The following is a 24,446-nucleotide window of genomic DNA, read 5'->3' as shown; positions in this document are numbered from 1 at the left end:
CGGCACGCTGTACACGGCGAAGGGCACGGCGTCGATGCTGGTTCCGGTGGCGTCGCTGCTGTCGGCGGTCGGTGGCTGGAACGCGGTGTTCATCTGCGCGGCGGGCATCTCGATCGCCGCGGCGATCGCGGCCAAGTTCCTGCTCGCGCCGATGAGAAAGCGCTGGATCAACAACACGGCGCTCGCGTACGAAAACGCAAGCTTCGAGGTCCCGGCGGAGGCGCGTCCCGCTTCTTCGTCAGGCCGTTGAGAGAAGCGCCGCGCACCGCGACCCGGTGCGCGGCGCGCTTCGTCTGCCGATCAGAATCAATGCAGGAACACGACCATGTCAGAGACCTACGACGAGCAGGCGGACCTCACGTTCCTCGCCATCGCACGCAAGCTCGAACCGATCGACGCGAGCGCGCCGCTGCGCAAGCAGGCGTACACCCAGCTGCGCCAGGCCATCGCCGACGCGGACATCTACGGCTCGGAGCGGGAAATCCGCCTCGACGAGCGCAAGCTGACGACCGCGCTCGGCGTGAGCCGCACGCCGGTGCGCGAGGCGATCACGTTGCTCGAACAGGAGGGATTTCTGCGGACCGTGCCGCGCCGCGGCGTGTACATCACGCGCAAGACGCGCGCCGAGATCATCGAGATGATTCATCTGTGGGCCGCGCTCGAAAGCATGGCGGCGCGTCTTGCCGCCGAGCGCGCCACCGACGAGGAAATCGCCTTGCTGCGGGCGATGTTCCATGACTTCCACGATCACTCGCCCGCCGACGACATCGACAACTATTCCGACGCGAACATCGCGTTCCATCAGGCCGTGGTGACGCTATCGAAGTCGGAGGTGATTTCGCAGACGCTCTCCAACATCTTTGCGCACGTGCGCGCGATCCGTCGCCATACGATTTCGCAAAGCGACCGCGCGTCGCGTTCGATGGCCGATCACGAAGAGATCATCGCCGCGCTCGAACGGCGCGACGGCGAACTGGCGGAAGCCATCGTGCGCCGCCATTCGCTCGATCTGGCGGCATTCGTCGAGACGAACTGGGGAATGTCGGCCTAGTTCATTGTCCGGCCAGTCTGCGCGCTTCCTCCAGCGCGGCGACGATGGTCGCGATGGTGCGCTCGCGCGCCGTGTCGTCGTCCTGACGCAGCGCATATGACGGGTGGTAGGTCGCGACGATCCACCGCTCGCCGAACGGCACCGCGCGCCCGAGATGCGACTGCAAACTCGCGCGCTTGCCGACGAGCGCATTGAGCGCCGTCGCGCCGAGCGTGACGATCACGCGCGCATCGACCGTGCGCAACTCCTTGTCGAGCCAGTAAGCGCACGCATCGACTTCCTGCTGCCCCGGCGTCTTGTGCAGACGCCGCTTGCCGCGCGGCTCCCACTTGAAATGCTTGACCGCGTTGGTCAGATACACGTCGCGGCGCGCCACGCCCGCCCGTTGCATCGCGTCGTCGAGCAAACGGCCGGCAGGACCGACGAACGGCTCGCCCTTGAGATCCTCCTGATCGCCCGGCTGCTCGCCGAGCAGCATGATGCGCGCGCGTTCGCTGCCCTGCCCCGCGACTGCCTGCGTGGCCGTGCGCCAGAGATCGCAGCGGCGGCAGGCGTCGAGCGACGTGGGCGCGTCGCGTTCGGGCTGCGCTTCGCTCGCTTCCACCGGAATCGACTTGCCGCCGAGCGCGCCGACGCCCTTCGCCTGCGCCACGCGCCGCGCGCCGCTTCTTGCCTCGCTGACGAGGCGCGGGATCAGCGCGCCTTCAGGCAAGCCTTTCCAGAAGCGCACCGGCATGTGCAGTTCCAGCGCGTCTTCGTTAAGCCGCGCGGGATTGAACGTGCTCTTGTAGTAGGTGAGCCAGAGCGCTTCGGCGGAATCGGGCGTGTCGCTCACGTGATCGGCGGCGAAGGCATGACGACGTTCGAGTCGCAACGTCTCGCCATTGAACATCGCGGCGCCAGTGGGCGTCGTGATGAGCCACGTGGATTTGCCCATGCGCTTGGCGAAGTGATCGGCGCCCCAGGCGAGGACGTCGTGATCCGGCTCGTACCACGCGACATACTCGGGCGAACCGAGCGAAGCGTCGCGCTTTCTGAAGCGCACATACGCGATCATGTCGTGCTGCGCGCGTCGCACTGCTTTCGCCATTCGATGCAGCCGCGCGCCGTCTTCATCGGCAGCCGATGCGACCGCACGATCACCCTGCGCCCACCGCCACAACACGCGATAGAGAAAGCCCCAGCGGGACGCATCGGTGAAGTGCGCGGCCTCCTTGATGAGCGTTGCCAGTTCCTTCGAGACGCGCACGGTCGGCGCGTGCGATTGCGCTTCGTGATGCTCTGCCTCCGAAGGTTCGAACAACGACAGCTCCGCAGCGTGAGCTTCCAAAGTACGCCATTCGATCGATTCCGGCGCGAGTCCTTGTGAGCGCGCGCTTAGCGCCGCGCTGCGCCACGCGTCGAATTCGTCTTCTATCGTGATCGTCTTCATCAGAGCAGCGCGAGCTGCACCGGCGCGGCAGAAAGCGCGCGCCGCAATTGCTCAGACGATGTCTCGCGAACCGGCGGCCGGTAATCCTGCGTGACGACGAAAGGCTTGACCTTCTCCATGCCGCAGCGCAGCCGGACAAGATCGGCATAACGAATGCGTCGCGAGCGCCGCAATTCGACGAGCCGCTTCGCATTGCGCATGCCGATGCCCGGAATGCGCGCGATCATCCGCACCGGCGCCGCGTTGAGATCGACTGGAAAGCGCTCCCGATGCGCGAGCGCCCAAGCGAGTTTCGGATCGACGTCGAGCGGCAGGTTGCCGGGCGCATCGAGCAATTCGGATGCGGAAAAGCCGTAGCCGCGCATCAGAAAGTCCGCCTGGTAGAGCCGATGCTCGCGCAAAAGCGGCGGCGCCTTGAGCGGCACGATCGACGGACTGTCGGGAATCGGACTGAACGCCGAGTAATAAACGCGCTTGAGCCGATACGATCCGTACAGCGTTTCGGCGGTGGCGAGAATGGTGCGGTCATCGGTTTCATCGGCGCCGACGATCATCTGCGTGCTCTGCCCCGCCGGCGCAAAGCGCGGTGCGCGCGGTTCCGCTTCCGACTCTTCCTGCGCGAGACGGATCGATCCCATCGCAAGCTTGATCGTGCGACCGCTCTTTTCTGGCGCGAGCTTCTCGAGACCGATCTCGGTCGGCAGTTCGATGTTCACGCTCAGGCGGTCGGCATAGCGTCCCGCCTGAGCGATGATTTCGGGGTCCGCGTCGGGGATCGTCTTCAGGTGGATGTAGCCGCGAAACCGATGCTCCTCGCGCAGCGACTTCGCGACGCGCACCAGTTGCTCCATCGTGTAGTCCGACGAGCGGATCACGCCCGAGCTAAGAAAGAGGCCGTCGATGTAATTGCGGCGATAAAAGTCGAGCGTAAGGCCTACGACTTCCTCCGGCGTGAAGCGCGCACGCGGCACGTTACTCGAACGGCGATTCACACAGTACTTGCAGTCGTACAGACAGAAGTTCGTCAGCAGGATCTTGAGCAGCGAGACGCAGCGGCCATCGGGCGTAAAGCTGTGGCAGATGCCCGAACCGGTGCTCGCGCCAAGCCCGTCAATGCCCCGCGACGCGCGTTTCGGCGCGCCGCTGCTGGCGCACGACGCGTCGTATTTCGCCGCGTCCGCGAGGATTTCGAGTTTTTCCGACAGCTCCATGCTCACCACTGATACTGTATATGCGTACAGTATCTTAAGCCGCATTGTGGCACGAAGCAAACGGTTTCAAACGGTGCGCATTGCCCTTCTTTTGTCCATCCGCAAGCGAGCGAGAGCGTCGAACTAGTTCGCTATGCAATCATCGGACGGCATCACGGCATCGCGTTCCATGTATGCGCCGTCACGTGCCACTTGCCATCGGCGCCCTTGCTCATCACGCTGAGCAGCACGCCCTTGTATTGCGACTTCTTGCCGTCCTTTTCCGCGACCGCGGTCCAGTTGGCCGTCTGATACATCGTGTTGCCGCTATGGCGCACTTGGATGACTTCGATGGTGTGATCGTGGACGCCCGCATCGAAGAAGCTCTTGAAGAGCTTTTCGATTTCCGCGCGACCCTCGATCGACTTGCCATTACCCGGCGATACCACCGCCTTCGGATCGTAAAGCGCGGCGAGCGCGTGCGCGTCGCCGCTATTGAACGCCTTGTTCCAGTTGGCGTTGGCTGCATCGACTGCCTTGTCGCCCTGTGCAAGAGCGGGATGCGAGGCCGCGAGCGCGAACAGCACGCACGCGCCGACATGTCGGACGGACTTTTTCATTGCGTATCTCCGGTGGCGTAATCGCAGACCGGACGCCTTCGCGCTGGGTCAGAGCGGCGGCGACGGGCGAGCACCAGCACGGCGCCAGCGCGGGCGCCGATCCGGAACAGGCAGTCGGGTCGATCTTTCTTACAGTTACCAGTCTGCGCGAGCAGTATAGGAACGGGGTTCTCTGTAATCAATTAGCGCGCCGCGTTCGTAGGGAGCACTTAGCGCGTCTCCATCCAGCTTACGTGCGCGCTCACCACGCGCCAGCCGTCCGCCGTCTTCATCCATGTCTGGCTTTGACGTCCGATGCGCGGATCGCCTTCGCGACGAAACTCGATGTTCGCGACGGCAAATGCATCGCCGTAAGAGGTCACGACGCGCGCCGTGATCGTGCGCGCGAGTGCCGTACCGGGACGCGCCGCCCGGAACGCGCGAATCGCCTCGTAGCCATAGAGGTTTTCCGTCGCGCCATAGCGCAGCGTGTGAGGCGAATCGAAGAACAGTTCGTCGAGCGTGGCGACGTCGTTGGTGACGAGCGCCTCTTCGTAGGCATCGAAGGCCGCGTCGACTTCGGCGAGCACATCGGGTCGATTGATCTCGTTCATTGCGCGCCTCCTGACAGCGGGAACGAAGGCGGTTCGGGACACCATGCAAGCTGTGCGTCGACCAGACGGCGCGCCGCTTCGAACGCGAGGTCCTCGCGCCACGGCGCCGCGATCACCTGCACGGCGAGCGGCAGACCGGTCGACGTGCGCATCGGCACCGCGACCACCGGCAGTCCGATACACGATATCGGCTGCGTCAGCAGCCCGAGGTTCGGACGCACCGCCAGACGCTGGCCGCCCACGTCCATGAACTCCTGTCCGATGTGCGGAGCGACGACAGGCGTCGCGGGCGCGATCAGCACATCGTAACGCTCGAACAGTTCGAGCACGCGCTTGCGCAACGCGGCGCGCACGCGCTGCGCCTGCAACACCCACGCAGCGGGCAGCAAGGCGCCCGCAATCAGACGATCGCGCGACAGCGGTTCGTGCTCGTCGTATCGCGAGCGCAGGGTCGGCAGATGCAACTGGCCGCCTTCCGCCGCGCTGATCATGAACGCGGCACCGGGCGCGGCCGCCGCCTCGGGAAACGCGATCGTCTCCCGAGCGCCGAGCGCGCGCGTTGCCGACAACGCGAGCTCGCGTGCTTCGTCGCCTGCGTTGTCGTCGAAGTAGCCGCCCAGCCGCGCGACACGCAACGCGCCGCTTCGATCCGATGCGCCGACCGGCTCGATCGCGCGCGCGGAACACGCAGGGTCGTTTGGGTCGATGTACTGCAATGCGTCGTAGGTCACGGCGAGGTCGTCGATGTTGCGCGCGAACGCGCCCATGTGATCGATGCTCGCGACGAACGGAAACGTGCCGTGGCGCGAAAGGCGCCCATAGGTCGGCTTGACGCCGAACACACCGCAGAGCGATGCGGGCACGCGCACCGATCCGTTCGTATCGGTGCCGAGCGTGACCGGCACGAAGCCCGCGGCGACCGCGGCCGCGCTCCCGCCCGACGAGCCGCCCGACGTGCGCGACAGGTCATGCGGATTGCGGCACGGCCCGGCGTGATGGTTCTCCGTCGTGAAGCCGTAGGCGAACTCATCCATGTTGAGCGCGCCGACCATGATCGCGCCCTGCTCGCGCATGCATCGCACGAGCGTCGAATCGCGCGTGGCGGGAGCGTTGCCGGCCAGTATGCGCGACCCCGCGATGGTCGTGATGCCGGCCACGTCGAACAGGTTCTTCGCGGCGAACGGCACGCCCGCGAGCGGCGGCAGCGACTCGCCTTTCGCACGCTTCGCGTCGAGTTGCGCGGCTTCGTCGAACGCGCGTTCCATCGTAAGCGCCGTGAACGCGTTGACGTGCTTGTCGCCGATCGCAATGCGGCCAAACGTGTCGTCGATCAGATCGCGTGCCGTGAATTCGCCCTGCGCATACGCGCGCGCGATGCCGAACGCATCGAGAGGATAGCGGGCGGCCGTCATGGTCTGTACACCGGTGCGGGTTCGTCGTCGGCGGCGAGCGGGTACAAAAGCACCGGGCCCGCGAGCATCGCGATGCGTGCGAACTGCTCATGCACGCGCGCGGCGGCCGCTTCCGTCACCGAGGGAAAATGCAGCGCGAGCGCGGCATCGACATAAGCGGTGGCGGTCGCGCGGTCGGGCGGCGTGTTGACGTCGTCGGTCATTGGGCTCCTCTACTCGATGGATGAAAACAGGTGGCGAACGAGCGCGATCAGCGCACGATCGCTTCCGCGCGGCCCGATGAAGGACAACGCCAGCGGACGATCACGCTCGTCCGCGAGCGGCACGGTCACTTGCGGCAGACCGGCGAGCGCGGCAATGGCGTCCATCGTCAGCGCATCGCGATAGAACGCGCCGATGCGTTCGCCCGATGCGTTCTTCTCGATGAGCGCGAGCGGCGTGGTCGGCAGAACGATCACGCTCTTGCTCACGAGCGCGTCGATGCGTGCCGCCAACGTCGAGCGCAAGGCGCGGCAGCGTGCGACTTCATCGTCGTCGAGCAGGGCGAGCCTCGCGAATCGCGATGCGATTGCGGGCCCGAAGCGCGGTGACGTCGCGTCGATCCAGCCGCCGAGCGACGCGCGGATCGCATCGTCCTGAAGCTGCTGGTAGCAGTGCAGCCATCGCGCGGCATCGCCGTGAAAGACGCTGATCTCGTCGTGTGCACCGACGCTCGCCGCCAGCGACGCCAGCGTTGCCGCCTCGTCGGGTTCGTTCGCGGCGCGCGCTCCGAACGCTTCCGAGCATCGCGTCATGTGCGGCGGCACATCGACGGGCGCCGTTCCCGCGAGCAGCACGTCCGCCACGCGCGCGAGCAACTCGCCCGAGCGCGCAAACCATCCGACCGTGTCGAAGCAGGGCGCGAAAGGCAACACGCCTTCAGCCGATACGGCATCGTGCGTCGGCCGGATGCCCCATAGTCCGCAGAACGCGGCGGGCACGCGCACGGAGCCGCCGGTATCGGTGCCGAGCGCGAAATCGACTTCGCCGCTTGCGACCGCGCTCGCCGATCCGCTCGACGACCCGCCCGGCAGCGCATGCGGCCAGCGCGGATTGAGCGGCGTGCCGTAGTGCTCGTTGACGCCTTCGAGGCTGTACGCGAGTTCGTCGGTGATCGTCTTGCCGTCGACCGACGCGCCCGCCGCGAGCAGCGCCGCCACCGACGGCGCGTGTCGCGTGGCCTCGGCATGCGTCGCGAGCCAGTCGGGGTTGCCGCCGCCGGTCACGACGCCCGCCACGTCGATCAAGTCTTTGACCGCGAAGCGCAAGCCGTCGAGCGGGCCGCTCGACGTCGCCGCGACGCGCACTCTCGCACCGGGGACGAACGCGCTCATCGCGTCTCTCCTTGCAATGCGTCGGCCAGTTGCGAAGACGCCGCGACAAAGCCGAAGCACTTCTTCACGTTCCAGATCGTCGCTTCCGTACAGAACGCCGGCGACGACGTTGCGCAGCAATCGGACAGCATCACGCAGCCATAGCCGAGGAAGTTCGCGTCGGTGAGCGTGTGCAGCACGCACTGGTCCGTATTGACGCCCGCGAAGAACACCGTGCGCGTGCCGAGGTTGCGTAGGATGCTGTCGAGCGGCGTATCCCAGAAGCCGCTGATGCGGTACTTGTCGACGCGGATGTCCTGCGGCTCGGGCGCGAGTTCATCGACGACCGCCGCCGCCCACGAATCCTTTTCGAGCACGTGCGCGCCGTGGCCGGGAAGCGGCTCGCCGAGGCCGATGCCCGTACCCGTCGGCTTATATAAATGGATTTGATTCGGCGGCATGTTCGCGAGATCGGGGCGATTGCCCCAGTTCACCCAGATCACCGGCACGCCATGGCGGCGCGCGATCGGCAGCAGGCGCTGCAATGGTGCAATCGGCGCGCGATCCGCTTCGTAGTCGCCCCCAAGATGGGCAACCCATCCGCGTTTGGTGCAGAAGTCATTCTGCATATCGATCACGACGATCGCTGCTTTATCAATGTCGAAGCGCACCTGCTGCGGCTCTGAATCGAGCGTCGCCAGGCGTGGCGAAGGCGTCGCGGGCGCCATGTCGACGAGCGTCTGCGTCGCGCTCCAGCGCGTCTGCGCGAAGACGCCGAGTGCGCCGGAAAGCGCCGTCGTATCTGGGCTTTCGCCGTTTTCCAAGGTGTTCTCCAAAGCGTGCCTCAAAGGGAAATAGAAGAGAAGCGGCTGACTTCCACGATGCGTCGATGCGGCCTTCACGCGCATCGCTCATCGCTCGTTTCGTGTTCCATGCATCGCATCGTCAGGCGTGCATGGCATCGAAGTTGCGTTGACGATTTCGTTCATGAATAACCTACTTACCAAATCCAACGCAAAAGGAGTGCCAGTGATGACTGGATCACAACAACCTTCGCAGCGCGTTCGTCACCGCCGCTTTGTCGCACGAACCGTGGTCGTCGCGGCATTGATCGCGATCAGCACGCCCGCGTTCTTCATCACGAAAGCGCGTGCCGCCGACGACGCGATGCGCGTCGGCGTGCTGATCCCCGGCTCGAAGACCGACAAGGGCTGGATGGAATCGGGCTACGACGGCGTCGTCGCCGCGCAGAAGGAATTCGGCCCGAAGCTGAAGACGCAGATCATCGAGAACATCAACTACGCGGACATGGAGCAGGCGCTCACCAATCTCGCGACGAAGAACCAGCTCGTGATCGGCGTCGGCGGGCAGACGCAGGCGGCGGTGCTAAAGGTCGCCAAGCGCTTTCCCAATGTGAAGTTCTCGATCGTCGGCGGCAGCAAGGGCGAGACGATGCCGCCGAACGTCGCGGGCTATGACGTGAAGCAGGCCGAGATCGCGTTCGTCGCGGGCGCCACGGCCGCGATGCTGTCGAAGTCGAATGCGGTCAGCTACGTGGGCGGCATGGAGATTCCGTCAATCGTCAACGCGGGCAAGGAGTTCGGCAACGGCGCGCGCTACATCAATCCGAAGGTCAAGTACTTCGAGAGCTACACCGGCGACTTCGACAACGTCGCGAAGGCCCGCGAAGCGACCGCCGCCGCCATCGCGCAGGGCGCCGACGTCCACTATCACATCCTGAACCTCGGCCTGCGCGGCCTCGAACAAGCGGCGAAGGAAAAGAACACGCACATCATCGGCAGCTATACGGACCGCTGCGGCAGTGACGCGCTCTATGTCGCGTACAGCATCACGGGCGTCGGCTACCAGGCGCAGTATGCGATCGAGCAACTCGAAAAAGGATCGTGGCAGCCGGGCTACAAGGCATTCGGCCTCGCGATGGGACCGAAGGCGTCAGGCATGGCCGTATGCCAGACGACGCCCGCGATGCAGGCGAAGATCAAGCAGATCGAAGACGACATCCTGAGCGGCAAGATCAAGGTCTCGGAAGGATGAACGCCGCCGCCCTCGCGCCGCGCACGGACGCGGCGCCGATCCTCTCGCTCGCGGGCATCGGCAAGCGCTTCGGCGCGTTCCAGGCGCTCGACGACGTCTCGCTCGACCTGATGCCCGGCGACGTACATTGCCTGATCGGCGAGAACGGCGCGGGCAAGTCGACGCTCTGCAACGTGATCTTCGGCGTGCATCAGCCGGACGCGGGCACGATGCGCGTCGATGGCGCCGCGTACCGGCCGCGCAATCCGCGCGAGGCGCTTGGCGCCGGCATCGCGATGGTTCATCAGCACTTCAGCCTCGTCGACGATGCAAGCGTGCTCGACAACCTGTTGCTCGGCCAGTCGCGCGGCTTTCTCGATCGCGCGGCGCGCTCGAAGGAAGTGCAGGCGGTGCTCGCGAGCGTCGGCCTCGATCTCGCGCTCGACGTGCGCATCGCCGACCTCTCGGTGGGCGAGCGTCAGCGTGTCGAGATCGTCAAGTGCCTGATGCGCGAGCCGCGCCTGCTGCTCCTCGACGAACCCACCGCCGTGCTGCTGCCCGCCGAGATCGACGCGCTGCTCGATACCTGCGCGCGCGTCGCCGAACGCGGCTGCGCGGTGGTGCTCGTCACGCATAAGCTGAAGGAAATCTGCCGCATCGCAACGCACGCGACCGTGCTGCAATCGGGACGCGTCGTCGCGCGCTCGGCTTCGCCTTCGACCGACATCGATCATCTCGTGCACGCGATGATCCATCGCGCCGAAGCGCCGGACGACAGCGAAGACATGGCGAGCCGCCTCTCGCTCGCGCAACTTCGCGCGACCTCGCCCTACTCGCGCCCGCTCGACGACGAAGTGCTGCAGATCGACGGCCTCTCCGCCCGCGATGCCGAGGGCGTCGCGCGCTTGTCCGACTGCACGCTCGTGGTGAATCGCGGCGAGATCGTCGGCATTGCGGGCGTCGAAGGCAATGGTCAGAGCGAACTCGGCGCCGTGCTCGCGGGCATGATGCCGGCGGCGGCGGGACGCTTCTTCATCGCGGGCCGCGACATGACGAACGCGGGCCCGCGCGAGCTGACGCGCGCGGGCGTCGGCATCGTGCCCGAAGACCGGCACGCGGTCGGCTGCGTGACGGGCATGAGTCTCGCCGACAACCTGCTCATCAATCACCTCGACCGCTACACGCAGTACGGCTTCCTGCGACGACGCGCGATGCGTGCCGCCGCGCTGGCGTTGATGACACGCTTCGACGTGCGCGCGAGCGGTCCCGACGCGCTGTTCGGCGGTCTGTCGGGCGGCAACCAGCAGAAAGCGGTGCTCGCGCGCGAACTGACGCTCGACCCGCTCGTCTTCCTGCTCGCCGCGCAACCGACGCGCGGTCTCGATGTCGGCGCGGTCGCCGCTGTCTACACGCACATCCGCGCGGCGCGTGAACGCGGCGTCGGCGTGCTGCTGATTTCATCCGAACTCGACGAACTGATGAGCGTCGCCGATCGCATCGTCGTGCTGTACCGCGGACGCATCATGGGCAGCTGCACGCCCGATGCGGCCAATCGCGGACGCATCGGCGCATGGATGGCGGGCTCGGGAGACACCGCATGAATCCCGATCTGAATCTGCATGGCACGCTTTCGCGGTTGCGCTTCAGGCGTGGCGACGGCAACGCTTCGCCGCAAGTGCGCGTCGCGCTCGTGGTCGGCGCATCGGTCGGGCTGGCGCTCGTCGCGGCGTTGCTGTTGATCACGGTCGTCGGCGTGCCGATCCGCGATGCGATCGGCGCCTTCGCCGACGGCGCATGGGGCTCGCCTTACGCCATCGGCGCGTCGGTCAACCGGAGTCTTGCATTCGCGCTCGTCGGCACGGGCTTCGTGATCGCGAACCGCGCGCGGCTCACGAACGTCGGCGGCGAAGGGCAGATTGCGATCGGCGGTATTGCGGCCACCGCGATGAGCCTCTACGGCGGATGCGCGCATCTGCCGTTCGGCCTCTCGTTCGCCGTGCCGATGCTGACCGCGGCCGCCGCGGGCGCGGTCTGGGGCGGCGTGCCGGGCGTGTTGAAGGCAAAGGCCGGCACGAATGAGGTGATCAGCACGCTCTTGCTGTCGTTCATCGCAGTATGGCTGCTTTACTGGTGTGTGCAGAGCGAAGCGCTCTTGCGCCAGCCGATGACGAGCGGCGCCACGCTGCCCGAATCGCTCGACATTCCGGACGCGACCAAGCTGCCGGCCGTGCTCGCCGCGAGCGGCATGAACCTCACCATCGGATTGCCGCTCACGCTCGTGCTGGCGGTCGCCTCCGCCGTGATGCTCCGGCGCACGCGCTTCGGGTTGTGCCTGCGCGCCGCCGGCCTGAACCCGGTCGCGGCGCGCCGGGCCGGTCTGCCGATCACGTCGGCGCTGGTCGGCGCGCTCTCGCTCGCCGGCGCGTTCGGCGGCCTTGCGGGCGCGTTGATGCTGCAAGGCGACCAGTATTCGCTGAAGGCGGGCTTCTCGTCGGGCTACGGCTTCGACGGGCTCGTGGTCGGCCTGCTCGCGCGCGATTCGATTGTCGGCGTGTTCGCTGCCGCGCTGCTCTTCGGGTTCCTGCGCTCGGGCGGCATCAACATGGAAATGGTCGCCTCGGTGCCCTCGGCGCTGGTGCTGATCGTGCAGGGCATCGTCACGGTCGCGCTGGCGGGCGGCGCGATGTGGCTCGAACGCAAGGGAGCGCGCCAATGAACATCGAGCTTCTGGCTGTCTTCGCGGGCGCCTCCATCCGCCTCGCCGCGCCGATGATGCTCGCCGCGACGGGCGAACTCATCAGCGAACGCGCGGGCGTGCTCAACATGAGCGTCGAAGGCATGATGCTGACCGGTGCGTTTCTCGGCGCGACGTTTTCCTGGCTGACCGGCAATCCCGGGATCGGTCTCGTGTGCGGCATGATCGGCGTGATTCCGCTTGCGTTGTTGCAGGCGTTCCTGAGCATCACGCTGCGCGCGAACCAGATCGTGACCGGCATCGGCATCAACATTTTGGCGCTCGGCGGCACGACGCTCGCGTATCGCGAAGTGTTCGGCGAGCGCTCGAGCGCCGTGATTCCGGGGCTGTCGCGCTGGTCGCCGCCGGGGCTCGGGCAACTGCCGGTGATCGGCGAACCCGTGTTTCATCAGGTGTGGCTGCTGTATGCGGGACTCGCCGTGCTGATCGCGACGTCCATCGTGATGCGGCGCACCGCGCTCGGCATCGCGCTGCACGCGGCGGGCGTCGCGCCGCGCGCGGTCGATCAGTCGGGCTTGTCGGTCGCGCGCCTGCGCTATGGCGCGGTGGTGTTCTCGGGCGTGATGTCGGCGGCGGCGGGCTGCTTCATCTCCATCGGCGACATCCACACGTTCACCGAAGGCATGACGAATGGCACCGGTTATCTCGCGATCGCCGCGATCATCTTCGGCAACTGGAAGATCGGCCGCACCGCGCTCGCGTGCCTGCTCTTCGGTGCCGCGACCGCGATGCAGTTCCAGTTGCCGATGTTCGGCATTCACGTGCCCACGGCGCTGCTCATCATGCTTCCGTACCTGCTCGCGCTCGTCGCGGTGGCGGGGCTGATCGGCCGGCAGACCGCGCCGCCCGCGCTGACGCAGCCATTTCGCCGATAACGCCGCACGGAGTACCATCGCGGAGATCATCGACGTGCATCGATCACCGTTCGCTCAACCATTCGACACTGTCCATGCCTAGCAAGAAGCCGTCATCGTCTGCTAAAGCGCTCGGCGCCGACTCTCCGGCTGCGCCGGCCACCCGCCGCCAGCAACTCGCGAGCAAGACGCGCGAGCGGATGCTGAAGATCGCGATCCGCGAATTCGCGGACAAGGGTTATAGCGGCGCGCGGGTCGAGACGATCGCGAGCCGCTCGAAGGTCAACATCCGGATGATCTATCACTACTTCGGCGGGAAGGAGAAGCTGTACGTCGAAGTGCTGGAGCATGTGCTCGCACGGCTGCGCGAAGCGGAACTGGCCGTCACGCTCGACGTGCATACCGTCGATCCCGCTGCCGGCATCATTCAGCTTTACGACTTCACCGAAGAGCATTTTTCCGCGCACCCCGAATTGCTTTGCCTACTTTCGTGGGAGAACCTGAACCGGGCGCGGTATCTGAAGCTTTCCAAAGTGATTCAGGCGATGTCGTCGCCGGTGCTGGACAAATTGCGCACGCTGATCCGGCGCGGGGAAGTGGGCGGAACGTTGCGACGTGGCATCGATCCTTTGCATCTGTATGTCACGCTCGTCAGCCTCGCTTATTTTCACAAGTCGAATGCGTATACGCTCTCGCGGATGTTCGATACCGACATGCTCGCGGCGAGCTGGCAGGCCGCGCATAAGGAGCAGGCGCATGAGCTGGTGCGCGGGTTTCTCAGGAAGGGGACGGTGCGGCAGGGGTTGGCGGTCGCGTAGGGTCTAAGGTTCGGTTTCGGGATCTGAATCATCACCTTCGAGCCCAAGCACCGTCACTCCCACATCCACCCGGTGCGACCCACCCCCAAGAATAAGCCCGCGCAGCAGAGAAACATCGCTATAGTCCCGCCCGATTGCGAGCGTGATGTGATCCAGATCGGCGAGCACGTCGTTGGTCGGATCGAGATCGATCCACCCGCTGCCCGGGCAAAACACCGACACCCACGCGTGCGACGCATCCGCGCCAATGAGCTTCACCTGCCCCGGCGGCGGATCGTTGCGCAGATAGCCGCTCACATACCGCGCGGGCAGGCCGATTGCCCGCATGCAGCCGATCATCACCTGCGCGAAGTCCTGACACACCCCGCTCTTCAGTTCGAACGCCTGATGCGCGGGCGTATCGTATGAAGTGGAAAGCGGCCGGTACTCGAAGTCGGCATAAATGCGATGCATTAAATCGATCGCGCCTTCGGCGAGCGGTCGCCCCGGCGTAAAACTGACGAGCCCGTATTCCTGCAAGTCCTGCCGCAAGCCGATATTCGGCGAGGCGAAGCAGAACTCCGTTTCCGGCACGAACGGCGCGCCGGCGCAATAACGCGTGGTCGCCGCGACCGTGTCCCAGGCCGGCGTCGCGGCCGGATCAAGCGATGCCCAGCGCGGCGTCAACTCCACGGTCGTCTCGCTGATCATCTGCAACGATCGGTGCGGCGACTCCAGCGAAAAATACAGCACGTCGTTGCCGAACGCATCGACGCGGCTGTTGATGTACGACGGCGCCGGCTCGATGCTCTCCTCGTGCGCGATCACGCGCTGCCACGCCGTGTTCTGCGGACGAATCGTCGCGAGATGCTGGGCCGTCTCGACGTAGGTGGAGTAGCGATAAGTCGTCCGGTGCGACACCGACAACACGGCCTTTTCGATCGTCACGACGACACCTGCAGCGATTGCGTCTTCGCGTGGCTGAAGTAGCGCGCGCTGATTTCATGCGCGGCCGCGCTCACCTGCGCCTCCAGTTCGTCGCATGCGGCGACGAGCTCGGCGTGCATGCCCCCGGCGTCGGTCGTGCAGAGCGCTTCGAGATTGCGCAGCGACGCCGCGTAACGCGTCGCCTCGCTGAAATCGCTGTGCGCGCCGCGTCCCGCCGCCTGCGAAATCTCGACGAGCTTCGTGCACAGGCGCTTGTACACGCCATAGAGACCGCGCGGATTGGTCGGCTCGACCACCAGCAGGTCGATCAGCGGCGGCACTTCAAAGCGTCCGGGATAGAGCGACCGATACGTCAGCGTGCTGTCGAAGAGTTGCAGCAGCAGATCGAAGCCGCCCGCCGTCGCGATCTGCCGGTGCTTGACCGCCGTGCGCAGGAACGTCGCCATCGTCGCGACGCGTTCGATGTGCCGCCCCGCAAAAATCAGCCGCCACGCTTCGTCGCGCGTCATGCGGTCGCCCTGCGCGCCGCTGATCGCGAGCAGTTGCGACGAGAGCGTTTCCAGCGTGCGCGTGAGCAGCACGCGGTCATAGCGCTCGATGCCGCGCACCGGATGCAGCGCCTGGATCGCATCGCGGAAATCGTTGCGCGCCGTGAGGATCGTGCGCCAGTGATCGGTCGAGAGGCGTCCGCGAATCTCGCCGCTCGCGCGCGCCTGGCTCGCGAGATTCTGCCCGATGCTCGACGCCGCGCTGCCTTCGCCGAGGTTCGCGACGAGCATCCGTTCGAGCGAAGCCGACGTATAGCCGCCGCGCGGCGCGCCCGGCGGCAAGAGGCCGCATTGCCAGGCGAGATCGACCATCGTGTCGAGCAGGCCTTCGGCGTCGTTGCTCTCCAGCGACGAAAGAATCACGCGCATCAGCCGCGTGTTGTTCTCCGCGCGCTCGCCGTAGCGGCCAGCCCAGAACAGATTCTCCGCGGCACGGCTCGACACCGTGCGGTGCTTGCGCGCGAGGTCGTCGGGCGTCATCGGCGTGGGCAGGAGCGAGAGCGTCGAACTCGGATGGCTCGACAGCACCCACGTATCGACGCTGCTGCTGCCATATTGCATCGACACCGATGGCTGCCGTTCCGCGCCGAGGCGCGTGAAGCCGCCCGGCATCACCGACCAGCCGCCTTCCATGTCGGCGATTGCGTAGACGCGCAGCACGCTGGAACGACCGGCGATCGTGCTCTCCTCGTAGCGCGGCGCGTGCGAGCCGGGAAACAGCTCCTGGATCGTGAAGGCATCGGGCATCGCCTCGATGCGCTTTGCCCACTTGGCAAGCGGCTGCAAACCGTCGCCGAAACCGCGCGGACTGCGCCCGTTCACCTCGACGCCAGGCCACGTCGGAATGACGAACGCTTCGTCGAGCGATTCGAGCGCCGCCTCGCGCGCGGCCGCCTCGCCGCACCACCACGTCGGCACGCTCGGCAGTTCGAGCCGCTCGCCCAGCAGCGAATGGGAAATCGCGGGCAGGAAACCATGCAGCGCCGGCGATTCGACGAAGCCCGAGCCCGGCACGTTCGACACCATCACGTTGCCCGCGCGCATCACCTGCAAGAGACCCGGCACGCCGATGCTCGAATCCGCGCGCAGTTCGACGGGATCGCAGAACGCGTCGTCGAGACGGCGCAAGAGCACGTGCACGCGTTCGAGTCCCGCGAAGGTCTTGAGGAACAGCTTGTCGTCGCGCACGGTCAGGTCCTTGCCTTCGACGAGCGTCACGCCGAGATAGCGCGCAAGGAACGCGTGCTCGAAGAAGGTTTCGCTGAACGGGCCCGGCGTGAGCAGCGCAATGTGCGGCGAGCCTTCCTCGCCGCGCATCGTCGCGCGTCCGCCTTCGACGAGCGATGCGATCAGCCGCGAATAGAACGGCGCGAGGCGCTGCACGCGCATCGAACGGAACGGGTCGGCGAAGACGCCCGCGACGATCAGCCGGTTCTCCAGCGCATAGCCGAGCCCCGACGGCGCCTCGGTGCGATGCGCCATGATGACCCACTCGCCGCTCGGCGCGCGCGCGAGATCCACCGCGACGAGTTGCAGGTACTGACCGCCCGGCGGCACGAAGCCCTTCACCGAGCGCAGATAGCCGGGGTGGCCGAAGACCATCGCAGGCGGCAGAAAGCCTTCGTGCAGCAGCGTCTGCGGCCCGTAGACATCCTTCACGATGGCGTTGAGCAGGGTCGCGCGCTGTTTGATCGCGCGTTCCAGCTTCGCCCACTCGCCTTCGTCGATGAGGAACGGCAGAAGGTCCAACGCCCACGGACGCGGCTCGCCGTTATCCGCGTAGACGTTGTAGCTGATGTCGTTGTCGCGCACCTGCTGCGCGATGGAGTCGACCGCGTGATCGAGACCGGCGATGCCTTCGTCGCCGAGCAGGTCGAAGAAGCGCCGCCAGATGGGACGCAACTGGCCCGATTCGTCGCGCAGTTCATCCCAGTGACCCTCCCTCACCGGCAGCGCGCGCAAAGGCGACGACACCTTCGCGCGGACCGCGGCTTCTTCGAAAGGGAGTGAGGTTTGAACGGCCAAAAGTTAAACCGGTTGTCGTTTTAGTAATCGATCACAGGCGGCAATTTCACCGCCAGCGGCGCAAGTCGAGCGTGAACGGGAATTCGAAGCTGCGCTGCGGTTCGCCCACGTTCACGCGTCCCGGCGTGTGGCCGCTCTTGAAGAAGCGCGCGCGCCGCCGGCTTTCCGCCTCGTAGGCGTTGACCGGAAACGTGCCGTAGTTGCGGCCGCCCGGATGCGACACATGATAACGGCATCCGCCGATCGAACGCTTGTTCCATGTGTCGATCACATCGAAGGTGAGCGGGGCATCGACGCCGATCGACGGATGCAGCGCCGACGACTGCTGCCACGCCCTGAAGCGCACGCCCGCGACGTGTTCGCTCGCGCGGCCTGTCGGCTGCAAGGGCAGCGGCACGCCGTTGACCGTCACCACGTGCCGGTTGCTGTTCAAACCGAGCACATGCACTTCGAGCCGCTCCACCGACGAATCCACGTAACGCACCGTCCCGCCCGGCGCGCCTTCCTCGCCCATCACGTGCCACGGTTCGAGCGCGTTGCGCACCGTCAGTTCGATGCCGCTCGACTGGACCGTCCCGACCAGCGGGAAGCGGAATTCGAAGTGCGGCGCGAACCACGCGGCGTCGAACGCGAAACCGGACGCGTTGATGTCGGCGATCACGTCCTCGAAATCCATCCGGATGAACGAGCCGAGCATGAAGCGGTCATGCAGCTCCGTCCCCCAGCGCGTGAGACGCGTCGTGTAAGGCTTCTCCCAGAAGCGCGCGACGAGCGCGCGCAGCAGCAGTTGCTGCACGAGACTCATGCGCGCGTGCGGCGGCATTTCGAAACCGCGCAGTTCCAGGAGACCCAGGCGGCCGGTCGGGCCATCGGGCGAATACAGCTTGTCGATGCAGAACTCGGCGCGGTGCGTGTTGCCCGTCACGTCGATCAGCAAGTTGCGCAGCGTGCGGTCGACGAGCCACGGCGGCAGTTTCGCGCTGTCACGGCCGCCGAGCAGGTCGAGTTGCCGCTGCAGTTCGTTGAACGCGATCTCCAGTTCGTAAAGCTGGTCGTTGCGCGCTTCGTCGACGCGCGGCGCCTGGCTCGTCGGTCCGAGAAAGAGCCCGGAGAACAGATACGACAGCGACGGATGATTGATGAAGTACGCGATCAGGCTCGCAAGCAGGTCCGGGCGCCGCAGGAACGGGCTGTCGGCGGGCGTCGCGCCGCCGAGCACGAAGTGGTTTCCGCCGCCGGTGCCCGTGTGGCGGCCGTCGGTCATGAACTTCTCGGTGCTGAGATACGTCTCGTGCGCCGACTGATACAGGTATTCGGTATGGTCGACGAGTTCGTCCCAGTTCGCGGCCGGATGAATGTTCACTTCGATCACGCCCGGGTCCGGCGTCACCTGAAGCAGCTTCAGGCGCTGGTCGCGCGGCGGCGGATAGCCTTCGATGATCACCTTCATCCGGAGATCGGCGGCCGTCGCTTCGACGGCGGCGAGGAGATCCAGATAGTCGTCGATTTCGGTGAGCGGCGGCATGAACACGTGCAACAGGCTGTGGCCGCTGCCGAACGATTCGGCTTCGACCTTCGGTCCCGCCGCCCGCGCCGGATTGCGCGCCTCGACGCACAGCGCCGTGCGGCGAATCCATGAAGCGGATTCGCCCCGCGCGGGCTCGCGCGAGACTGCTGCGGCCGGCGTCGCCGCCGTTCCCGTGCCTGTTCCCGTCCCGCTTCCGGCGCCCAGACCGCCGACGCCTGCCCAGCCCGCCGTCTCGACCGCGCCCGGCACGCCGGCCGCGAGCGTTCCGCCGCCGTACTGCATGCGCAATTCCGTCGCCGATCGCAACGGCGCCTGCTGCCCGAACGGATCGACCGGATGCTGATACGGATAATCGCCCGCGCTCACCCACGGCAGCGAGTCGAGCGGCAGCCGATAACCCATCGGCGAATCGCCGGGAATCAGATACATGCGGTCGTCGCGGAAGAACCACGGGCCGCTGACCCAATGCGGCGGCTGCATCGGGATGTCGCGTTCGCGCGTGATCGGCAACACGTAGCCCGTCACGCGCGCGAGACCGGCGTCGAATACGCGCCGCAGACGCACGCGCTCCAGTTCGTCGTCGAGTTCGGATTCGAACGGATCGACGTTGACCGGCAGCTTGCGCTCGCGCCACAGGTAGTAGAACGTGTCCTCGTAGCCGGCCTGGACGTGTTTCGTGTCGAGCGCGAGCTTGTTCGTCAGATGCAGGATGAAGCGATGCGCGTCTTCCGCGGTATAAGCGCCGGGTTCGCGTTCGTCGGCGAAGAGCGTCGGGTCGGACCAGACCGGCTGGCCGTCCGCGCGCCAGTAGAGCGACATCGCCCAGCGCGGCAGCTGCTCGCCCGGATACCACTTGCCCTGCCCGATATGCACGAAGCCGCCGACGCCATAACGCGCGCGTAGCTTGTCCATTAAGCCGACGGCATAGCCGCGCTTGGTCGGCCCGAGCGCGTCGGTGTTCCATTCGGCGGCGTCGCGGTCGCGCACGGCGACGAAGGTCGGTTCGCCGCCCATCGTCAGACGCACGTCCATGTCGGTGAGACGCCGATCCACCTGCGCGCCCATCGCGAGCACGTCGGACCAGACTTCCTCGGTGTACGGCTTCGTGACGCGCGGCGTTTCCAGCACGCGCTCGATCGACATCAGATGCTCGAACTCGACCTCGCTCTTGTCGACGGCGCCCGAGATCGGCGCGGCGCTGCCCGGCTCCGGCGTGCACGCGACGGGAATGTGCCCCTCGCCCGCGAGCAGGCCGGACGTCGGATCGAAACCGATCCAGCCCGCGCCCGGCAGATAGACCTCGCACCATGCGTGCAGGTCGGTGAAATCGACTTCGGTGCCGCTTGGGCCATCGAGCGAGCGCTGGTCCGGCGTAAGCTGGATCAGGTAGCCGGAGACGAAGCGCGCGGCGAGCCCGAGATGCCGCAGCGTCTGGACGAGCAGCCAGCTCGTGTCGCGGCAGGAGCCGAGCGCTTTTTCGAGCGTCTCCTCGGGCGTCTGCACGCCGGGCTCCATGCGGATGATGTACGCGATCTCGCTTTGCAGGCGCTGGTTCAGCGCGACGAGGAAATTGGTCGTGCCGGTCGGCGTCGTATCGATGCTCTCGACGAACTGCTTGAGGCGCGGCGTCAGCTCACTCTTCACGAGATACGGCGCGAGTTCGGTCGCGACGTGCGGCTCGTACTTGAACGGGAATTCCTCGGCGCTCGGTTCGAGGAAGAAGTCGAACGGGTTGTACACCGCCATTTCGACGACCAGATCGACCGTGACCTTGAACTCGCGCGTCTTCTCCGGGAAGACGAGGCGCGCCTGATAGTTGGCGAACGCGTCCTGCTGCCAGTTGACGAAGTGATCGGCCGGCTCGACCCGCATCGAATACGCGATCACCGGCGTGCGGGTGTGAGGCGCGGGCCGCAGCCGCAAGACTTGCGGGCCGAGCGCGACAAGGCGGTCGTAGCGGTAGTGCGTGATGTGGTTCAGCGCGACGCGGATTGACACACCTGGCTCCTCTTCGAATGAGATGATCTGCAACGAGGACGTTACCGACCTCGCGGATTGTACGTCGCATCATGCGGCAGACAATTTACCGATTGAACAAAGTCGCATGGCCGGGACGCCCCGCCGCTCTTTCGTGTGTGAATCGCGGCACGTCGCTTGCTCCCTGCTTCCGATAGTCCCGCACCCACCTGACTGTCTATCATGAAAACGTTTCATTGCGACCGATGCCAACAGCACGTCTTCTTCGAGAACGTGAAATGCGAGTCCTGCGCCGCGCTGCTCGGCTACGTTCCCGCGCTCGCGGAAGTCTGCGCGTTCGAACCCGCCGATGAAGGCACGTGGCGCAACCTGCATGCATCCGCGAACGGCGCGCTGTACAAGCAGTGCAACAACTACGCACTGGAAAACGTCTGCAACTGGATGCTGCCCGCCGACTCGCCCGACGTGCTGTGTCCCGCCTGCAGCCTCACGCACACCATTCCGAACCTCACGGTTCCGGAGAACCGCGTCTACTGGTATCGGCTCGAAACCGCCAAGCGTCGCCTGCTCTATGCGCTCGGCGCCCTCGGGCTGCACGTCGAATCGCGCAAGGAGAATCCCGGGGGCGGCCTGCAGTTCGAGTTCCTCGAAGACGGCGGCGTCGGCGAGAAAGTCCTGACCGGCCACGACAACGGCCTCATCACGATGAACATCGCCGAAGCGGACGACGCGCATCGCGAGAAGACCCGCATGGAGATGGGCGAGCCTTATCGCACCTTGCTGGGGCATTTCCGCCATGAAATCGGCCATTACTATTTCGACCGGCTCGTGACCGGTTCGAAATGGGAAGAGCCGTTTCGCGCGCTCTTCGGCGACGAGCGCACCGACTATCAGGCCGCGCTCCAGGCGCACTATGAAGAAGGCCCGCCCGCCGACTGGGACGCGTCGTACGTGAGCGCCTATGCGACCACGCATCCCTGGGAGGACTGGGCCGAAACGTGGGCGCACTACCTGCACATCGTCGACACGATCGACACCGCGGCTAACTGCGGCCTCGAACTCAAGCCCGACGACAAGAACGAACCGACCCTCACCGACAGCTCGCCGATCGAAAGCGAAAGCTTCGATAACCTGATGAAGCGCTGGTTTCCCCTGACCTATGCGCTCAACAGCCTGAACCGCAGTCTCGGCCTCGCGGATGCCTATCCGTTCACGCTCGCGCCGAAGGTGATCGACAAGCTGCGCTTCGTCCACCGGGTGATCGCGAGCGCGGATTCGAAGCAGGAACCCATGCCGAACCAGATCAGCGAATCCGAGCCTTCCGGCGCGGAGGCAACACCCCCGAAACCCGCGACAACCGCGCCGGATGGCAAGAACGCGCCCGCGCCCTCGGATGGAACGGCAGTTGCTTGATAACGGGTGCGGCCCGCCCTACCCTTCGCCGCTCCATTGCTGCATCACCGAGAAAGGACCTCCGATGAGACTCCGCGTTGGTTACGACCTGATGTATGAGTGCGCGCAGCCAACACCGATGTTGCTGATGCTGAACACTCATTACTCGCGCGCTCAGGACATGCTCGTGCCGGATCACATCTATACCGATCCGCTCGTGCCGCTGCGTCAGTACCGCGATTCGTTCGGCAATCTCTGCACGCGGCTGACCGCGCCGCCGGGCAGGCTGACGCTGTCGGCGCGCGGCGTCTTCGAGGTCCCGCCGACTCACGAGATACCCGAAACGAACGGCTATCAGCATGCGATCGAGGAACTGCCCGACGAATGCATGGTGTACCTGCTCGGCAGCCGCTATTGCGAAACCGATCTGCTCTCCGAGGTCGCGTGGCAGCGCTTCGGCCACACGCCGCTCGGCCGCGACCGCGTGCAGGCGATCTGCGACTTCGTGCACAACCATATCCGCTTCGACTACAACTGCGCGCGCCCGACCAAAACCGCCTGGGAAACCTGGCAGGACGGCGCGGGCGTATGTCGCGACTACGCGCATCTGGCCGTCGCGCTGTGCCGCACGATGAACATCCCGGCGCGCTACTGCACGGGCTACATCAGCGACGTCAACCTGCCGCCGCCCTACGCGCCGATGGACTTCTGCGCGTGGTTCGAAGCGTATCTCGGCAATACGTGGCACACCTTCGATCCGCGCAACAACGCGCCGCGCACCGGGCGCATTCTGATGGCGCGCGGCCGGGATGCCGCCGACGTCGCCATCAGCAACACCTTCGGGCCGACGATCCTCAGCAAGTTCTTCGTCGTCTGCGAGCCGGAGTAAAGCACGCCGGACGCACGCGGCAAGGGCACCTCCCGCTCATGCCGTTTGCGTCTGGCTCTGGCTGCTCGGCGGCGGCTCATTCGGTTCCGGCGCGAGCGGCAAGAGGAAGTCCTGGCTCACATGGCTCGCGAGGTCGTTGACGCGCGCAAGGAAGCTCACCAGATACGCGTGCAGGCCGCCCTGCAAGATGTCCTGGATGCGCGCGTTCTTCAGTTCCTCGCACAGTTGCGTCGCCATCCGCGCCGTCTCGCTGCTGCGCCCGTTCATCACCTTGCCGATCAGATGCTGCACTTCCGCGATGCTCGCCGCGAGCGAGCGCGGCCAGTCGCCGTACAAGATCAACAGACCCGCGACGCGCTCCGGCGTAACGACATCGCGATACACCTTGCGATACACCTCGAAGCCCGACACCGAGCGCAGCACCGCGGTCCAGTGGTAATAGTCGAACGGTTGCGCCGACGTATCCGCGCGCTGCTCCATCATCTCGAACTTCACGTCGAGGATGCGCGCGGTGTTGTCGGCACGTTCGATGAAGGTGCCAAGCCGCATGAACCAGAACGCGTCGTCCTTCACGAGCGTCCCCAGCTGCACGCCGCGCGACAAATGCGAGCGGAACTTGACCCATTCGAGAAACTCGTAGGGATCGCGCTCCAGAATGCCGTCCGCGACCAGACGCTGCGCGTCGAGCCATGTCGTGTTGAGGCTTTCCCACAGTTCGCTGTTGGTCGAACTGCGCACCGCCCGCGCGTTCTCGCGCGCCGCGCGCAGGCAGCTCAGGATCGACGACGGATTCGACAGGTCGCGAACCATGAAGTCGATCACGTCGCGGCTTTTCATGCCCTGATGCCCGGCGGCATAGACGCCGGAGAGTTCGGAAATCGACAGCATCGCGCGCCAGCCGAGTTCGGCGTATTCGTCGGACTGCGGCAGAAGCGACAACTGGTAATTCGCGTCGAGCATCCGGGCTGTGTTTTCGGCGCGCTCGATATAGCGCGCCATCCAGAAGAGATGATCCGCGGTACGGCTCAGCATGGGTGCTCCCGGTCCTC

Annotated in this window: 20 protein-coding genes and 1 pseudogene; 9 read left to right on the top strand and 12 right to left on the bottom strand. The window is 65.8% G+C overall.

The window, feature by feature from the left end:
• Both QCE48_RS19785 and QCE48_RS19780 read left to right on the top strand, forming a co-directional pair.
• Window positions 1–250, top strand: a pseudogene (locus QCE48_RS19785) (oxalate/formate MFS antiporter); the annotation flags it as partial.
• Between the two features lie 75 nt (window positions 251–325).
• Window positions 326–1,051, top strand: coding sequence for a GntR family transcriptional regulator (locus tag QCE48_RS19780; RefSeq protein ID WP_309784212.1), 726 nt, complete (start codon window positions 326–328; stop codon window positions 1,049–1,051).
• 1 nt (window position 1,052) lies between these two features.
• Here QCE48_RS19780 and QCE48_RS19775 read toward each other — a convergent pair whose 3' ends face one another.
• The 8 genes from QCE48_RS19775 to QCE48_RS19740 form a co-directional block, all read right to left on the bottom strand.
• Entirely contained in the window at window positions 1,053–2,483 is a 1,431-nt protein-coding gene (locus QCE48_RS19775; protein ID WP_309784211.1) for a UdgX family uracil-DNA binding protein, read from the bottom strand.
• Window positions 2,483–3,694, bottom strand: coding sequence for a putative DNA modification/repair radical SAM protein (locus QCE48_RS19770; RefSeq protein WP_309784210.1), 1,212 nt, complete (start codon window positions 3,692–3,694; stop codon window positions 2,483–2,485). The genes QCE48_RS19775 and QCE48_RS19770 overlap by 1 nt, the downstream gene beginning before the upstream one ends.
• A 152-nt stretch (window positions 3,695–3,846) precedes the next feature.
• A complete protein-coding gene (locus tag QCE48_RS19765; RefSeq protein WP_309784209.1) occupies window positions 3,847–4,293 on the bottom strand; it encodes an SgcJ/EcaC family oxidoreductase in 447 nt (148 codons plus the stop codon).
• 209 nt (window positions 4,294–4,502) lie between these two features.
• Window positions 4,503–4,886: an oxalurate catabolism protein HpxZ gene (gene hpxZ / locus QCE48_RS19760; RefSeq protein ID WP_309784208.1), complete on the bottom strand. Its 384-nt coding sequence runs from the start codon at window positions 4,884–4,886 to the stop codon at window positions 4,503–4,505.
• Entirely contained in the window at window positions 4,883–6,298 is a 1,416-nt protein-coding gene (locus tag QCE48_RS19755; RefSeq protein WP_309784207.1) for an AtzE family amidohydrolase, read from the bottom strand. The genes hpxZ and QCE48_RS19755 overlap by 4 nt, the downstream gene beginning before the upstream one ends.
• The gene (locus QCE48_RS19750) at window positions 6,295–6,501 is read right to left on the bottom strand and encodes an AtzG-like protein (protein ID WP_309784206.1); all 207 of its coding nucleotides are present in this window, start codon (window positions 6,499–6,501) and stop codon (window positions 6,295–6,297) included. The genes QCE48_RS19755 and QCE48_RS19750 overlap by 4 nt, the downstream gene beginning before the upstream one ends.
• 9 nt (window positions 6,502–6,510) lie before the next feature.
• Complete coding sequence (locus tag QCE48_RS19745) at window positions 6,511–7,671, bottom strand: amidase (RefSeq protein ID WP_309784205.1); 1,161 nt, start codon at window positions 7,669–7,671, stop codon at window positions 6,511–6,513.
• Window positions 7,668–8,474 (bottom strand): cysteine hydrolase, encoded by an 807-nt coding sequence (locus tag QCE48_RS19740; RefSeq protein ID WP_309784204.1) that lies wholly within the window; start codon window positions 8,472–8,474, stop codon window positions 7,668–7,670. Before QCE48_RS19740 ends, QCE48_RS19745 begins: the two co-directional genes overlap by 4 nt.
• A gap of 205 nt (window positions 8,475–8,679) precedes the next feature.
• Here QCE48_RS19740 and QCE48_RS19735 point away from each other — a divergent pair, with 205 nt between their 5' ends.
• From QCE48_RS19735 to QCE48_RS19715, 5 genes are all read left to right on the top strand, one after another.
• On the top strand, window positions 8,680–9,705 hold the full coding sequence (locus tag QCE48_RS19735) for a BMP family protein (RefSeq protein WP_404982439.1): 1,026 nt from the start codon (window positions 8,680–8,682) through the stop codon (window positions 9,703–9,705).
• Window positions 9,702–11,285, top strand: coding sequence for an ABC transporter ATP-binding protein (locus tag QCE48_RS19730; RefSeq protein ID WP_309784202.1), 1,584 nt, complete (start codon window positions 9,702–9,704; stop codon window positions 11,283–11,285). Before QCE48_RS19735 ends, QCE48_RS19730 begins: the two co-directional genes overlap by 4 nt.
• The gene (locus QCE48_RS19725; RefSeq protein ID WP_309784200.1) at window positions 11,282–12,400 is read left to right on the top strand and encodes an ABC transporter permease; all 1,119 of its coding nucleotides are present in this window, start codon (window positions 11,282–11,284) and stop codon (window positions 12,398–12,400) included. Before QCE48_RS19730 ends, QCE48_RS19725 begins: the two co-directional genes overlap by 4 nt.
• On the top strand, window positions 12,397–13,314 hold the full coding sequence (locus QCE48_RS19720) for an ABC transporter permease (RefSeq protein ID WP_309784199.1): 918 nt from the start codon (window positions 12,397–12,399) through the stop codon (window positions 13,312–13,314). The genes QCE48_RS19725 and QCE48_RS19720 overlap by 4 nt, the downstream gene beginning before the upstream one ends.
• A 74-nt stretch (window positions 13,315–13,388) precedes the next feature.
• Window positions 13,389–14,111: a TetR family transcriptional regulator gene (locus tag QCE48_RS19715; protein WP_309784198.1), complete on the top strand. Its 723-nt coding sequence runs from the start codon at window positions 13,389–13,391 to the stop codon at window positions 14,109–14,111.
• Window positions 14,112–14,114: 3 nt separating this feature from the next.
• On the opposite strand, the gene QCE48_RS19710 is transcribed toward QCE48_RS19715, so the two are convergent.
• Genes QCE48_RS19710 through QCE48_RS19700 form a run of 3 tightly spaced genes read right to left on the bottom strand, consistent with a single transcriptional unit; the run spans window position 14,115 to window position 21,137 of the window.
• Window positions 14,115–15,038, bottom strand: a complete 924-nt coding sequence (locus QCE48_RS19710; RefSeq protein WP_309784197.1) for a transglutaminase family protein — start codon at window positions 15,036–15,038, stop codon at window positions 14,115–14,117.
• A complete protein-coding gene (locus QCE48_RS19705; protein ID WP_309784196.1) occupies window positions 15,035–17,611 on the bottom strand; it encodes a circularly permuted type 2 ATP-grasp protein in 2,577 nt (858 codons plus the stop codon). The genes QCE48_RS19710 and QCE48_RS19705 overlap by 4 nt, the downstream gene beginning before the upstream one ends.
• Before the next feature lie 46 nt (window positions 17,612–17,657).
• Window positions 17,658–21,137: a transglutaminase family protein gene (locus tag QCE48_RS19700; RefSeq protein ID WP_309784195.1), complete on the bottom strand. Its 3,480-nt coding sequence runs from the start codon at window positions 21,135–21,137 to the stop codon at window positions 17,658–17,660.
• A gap of 201 nt (window positions 21,138–21,338) precedes the next feature.
• Between QCE48_RS19700 and QCE48_RS19695 the strand changes: the two genes are divergently transcribed.
• Both QCE48_RS19695 and QCE48_RS19690 read left to right on the top strand, forming a co-directional pair.
• Complete coding sequence (locus QCE48_RS19695; RefSeq protein WP_309784193.1) at window positions 21,339–22,529, top strand: putative zinc-binding metallopeptidase; 1,191 nt, start codon at window positions 21,339–21,341, stop codon at window positions 22,527–22,529.
• 64 nt (window positions 22,530–22,593) lie between these two features.
• A complete protein-coding gene (locus QCE48_RS19690) occupies window positions 22,594–23,397 on the top strand; it encodes a transglutaminase family protein (protein ID WP_309784192.1) in 804 nt (267 codons plus the stop codon).
• Window positions 23,398–23,433: 36 nt separating this feature from the next.
• Here QCE48_RS19690 and QCE48_RS19685 read toward each other — a convergent pair whose 3' ends face one another.
• Window positions 23,434–24,429 carry an alpha-E domain-containing protein gene (locus QCE48_RS19685; RefSeq protein WP_309784190.1) on the bottom strand — a complete coding sequence of 332 codons (996 nt, stop codon included), beginning with the start codon at window positions 24,427–24,429 and terminating at the stop codon, window positions 23,434–23,436.
• Window positions 24,430–24,446 lie beyond the last annotated feature (17 nt).

The sequence above is a fragment of the Caballeronia sp. LZ024 genome (assembly GCF_031451455.1).
Taxonomy (GTDB): domain Bacteria; phylum Pseudomonadota; class Gammaproteobacteria; order Burkholderiales; family Burkholderiaceae; genus Caballeronia; species Caballeronia telluris.
Note: the sequence above shows the minus strand (reverse complement) of the source record. Positions and strands in the feature narration are given on the sequence as shown.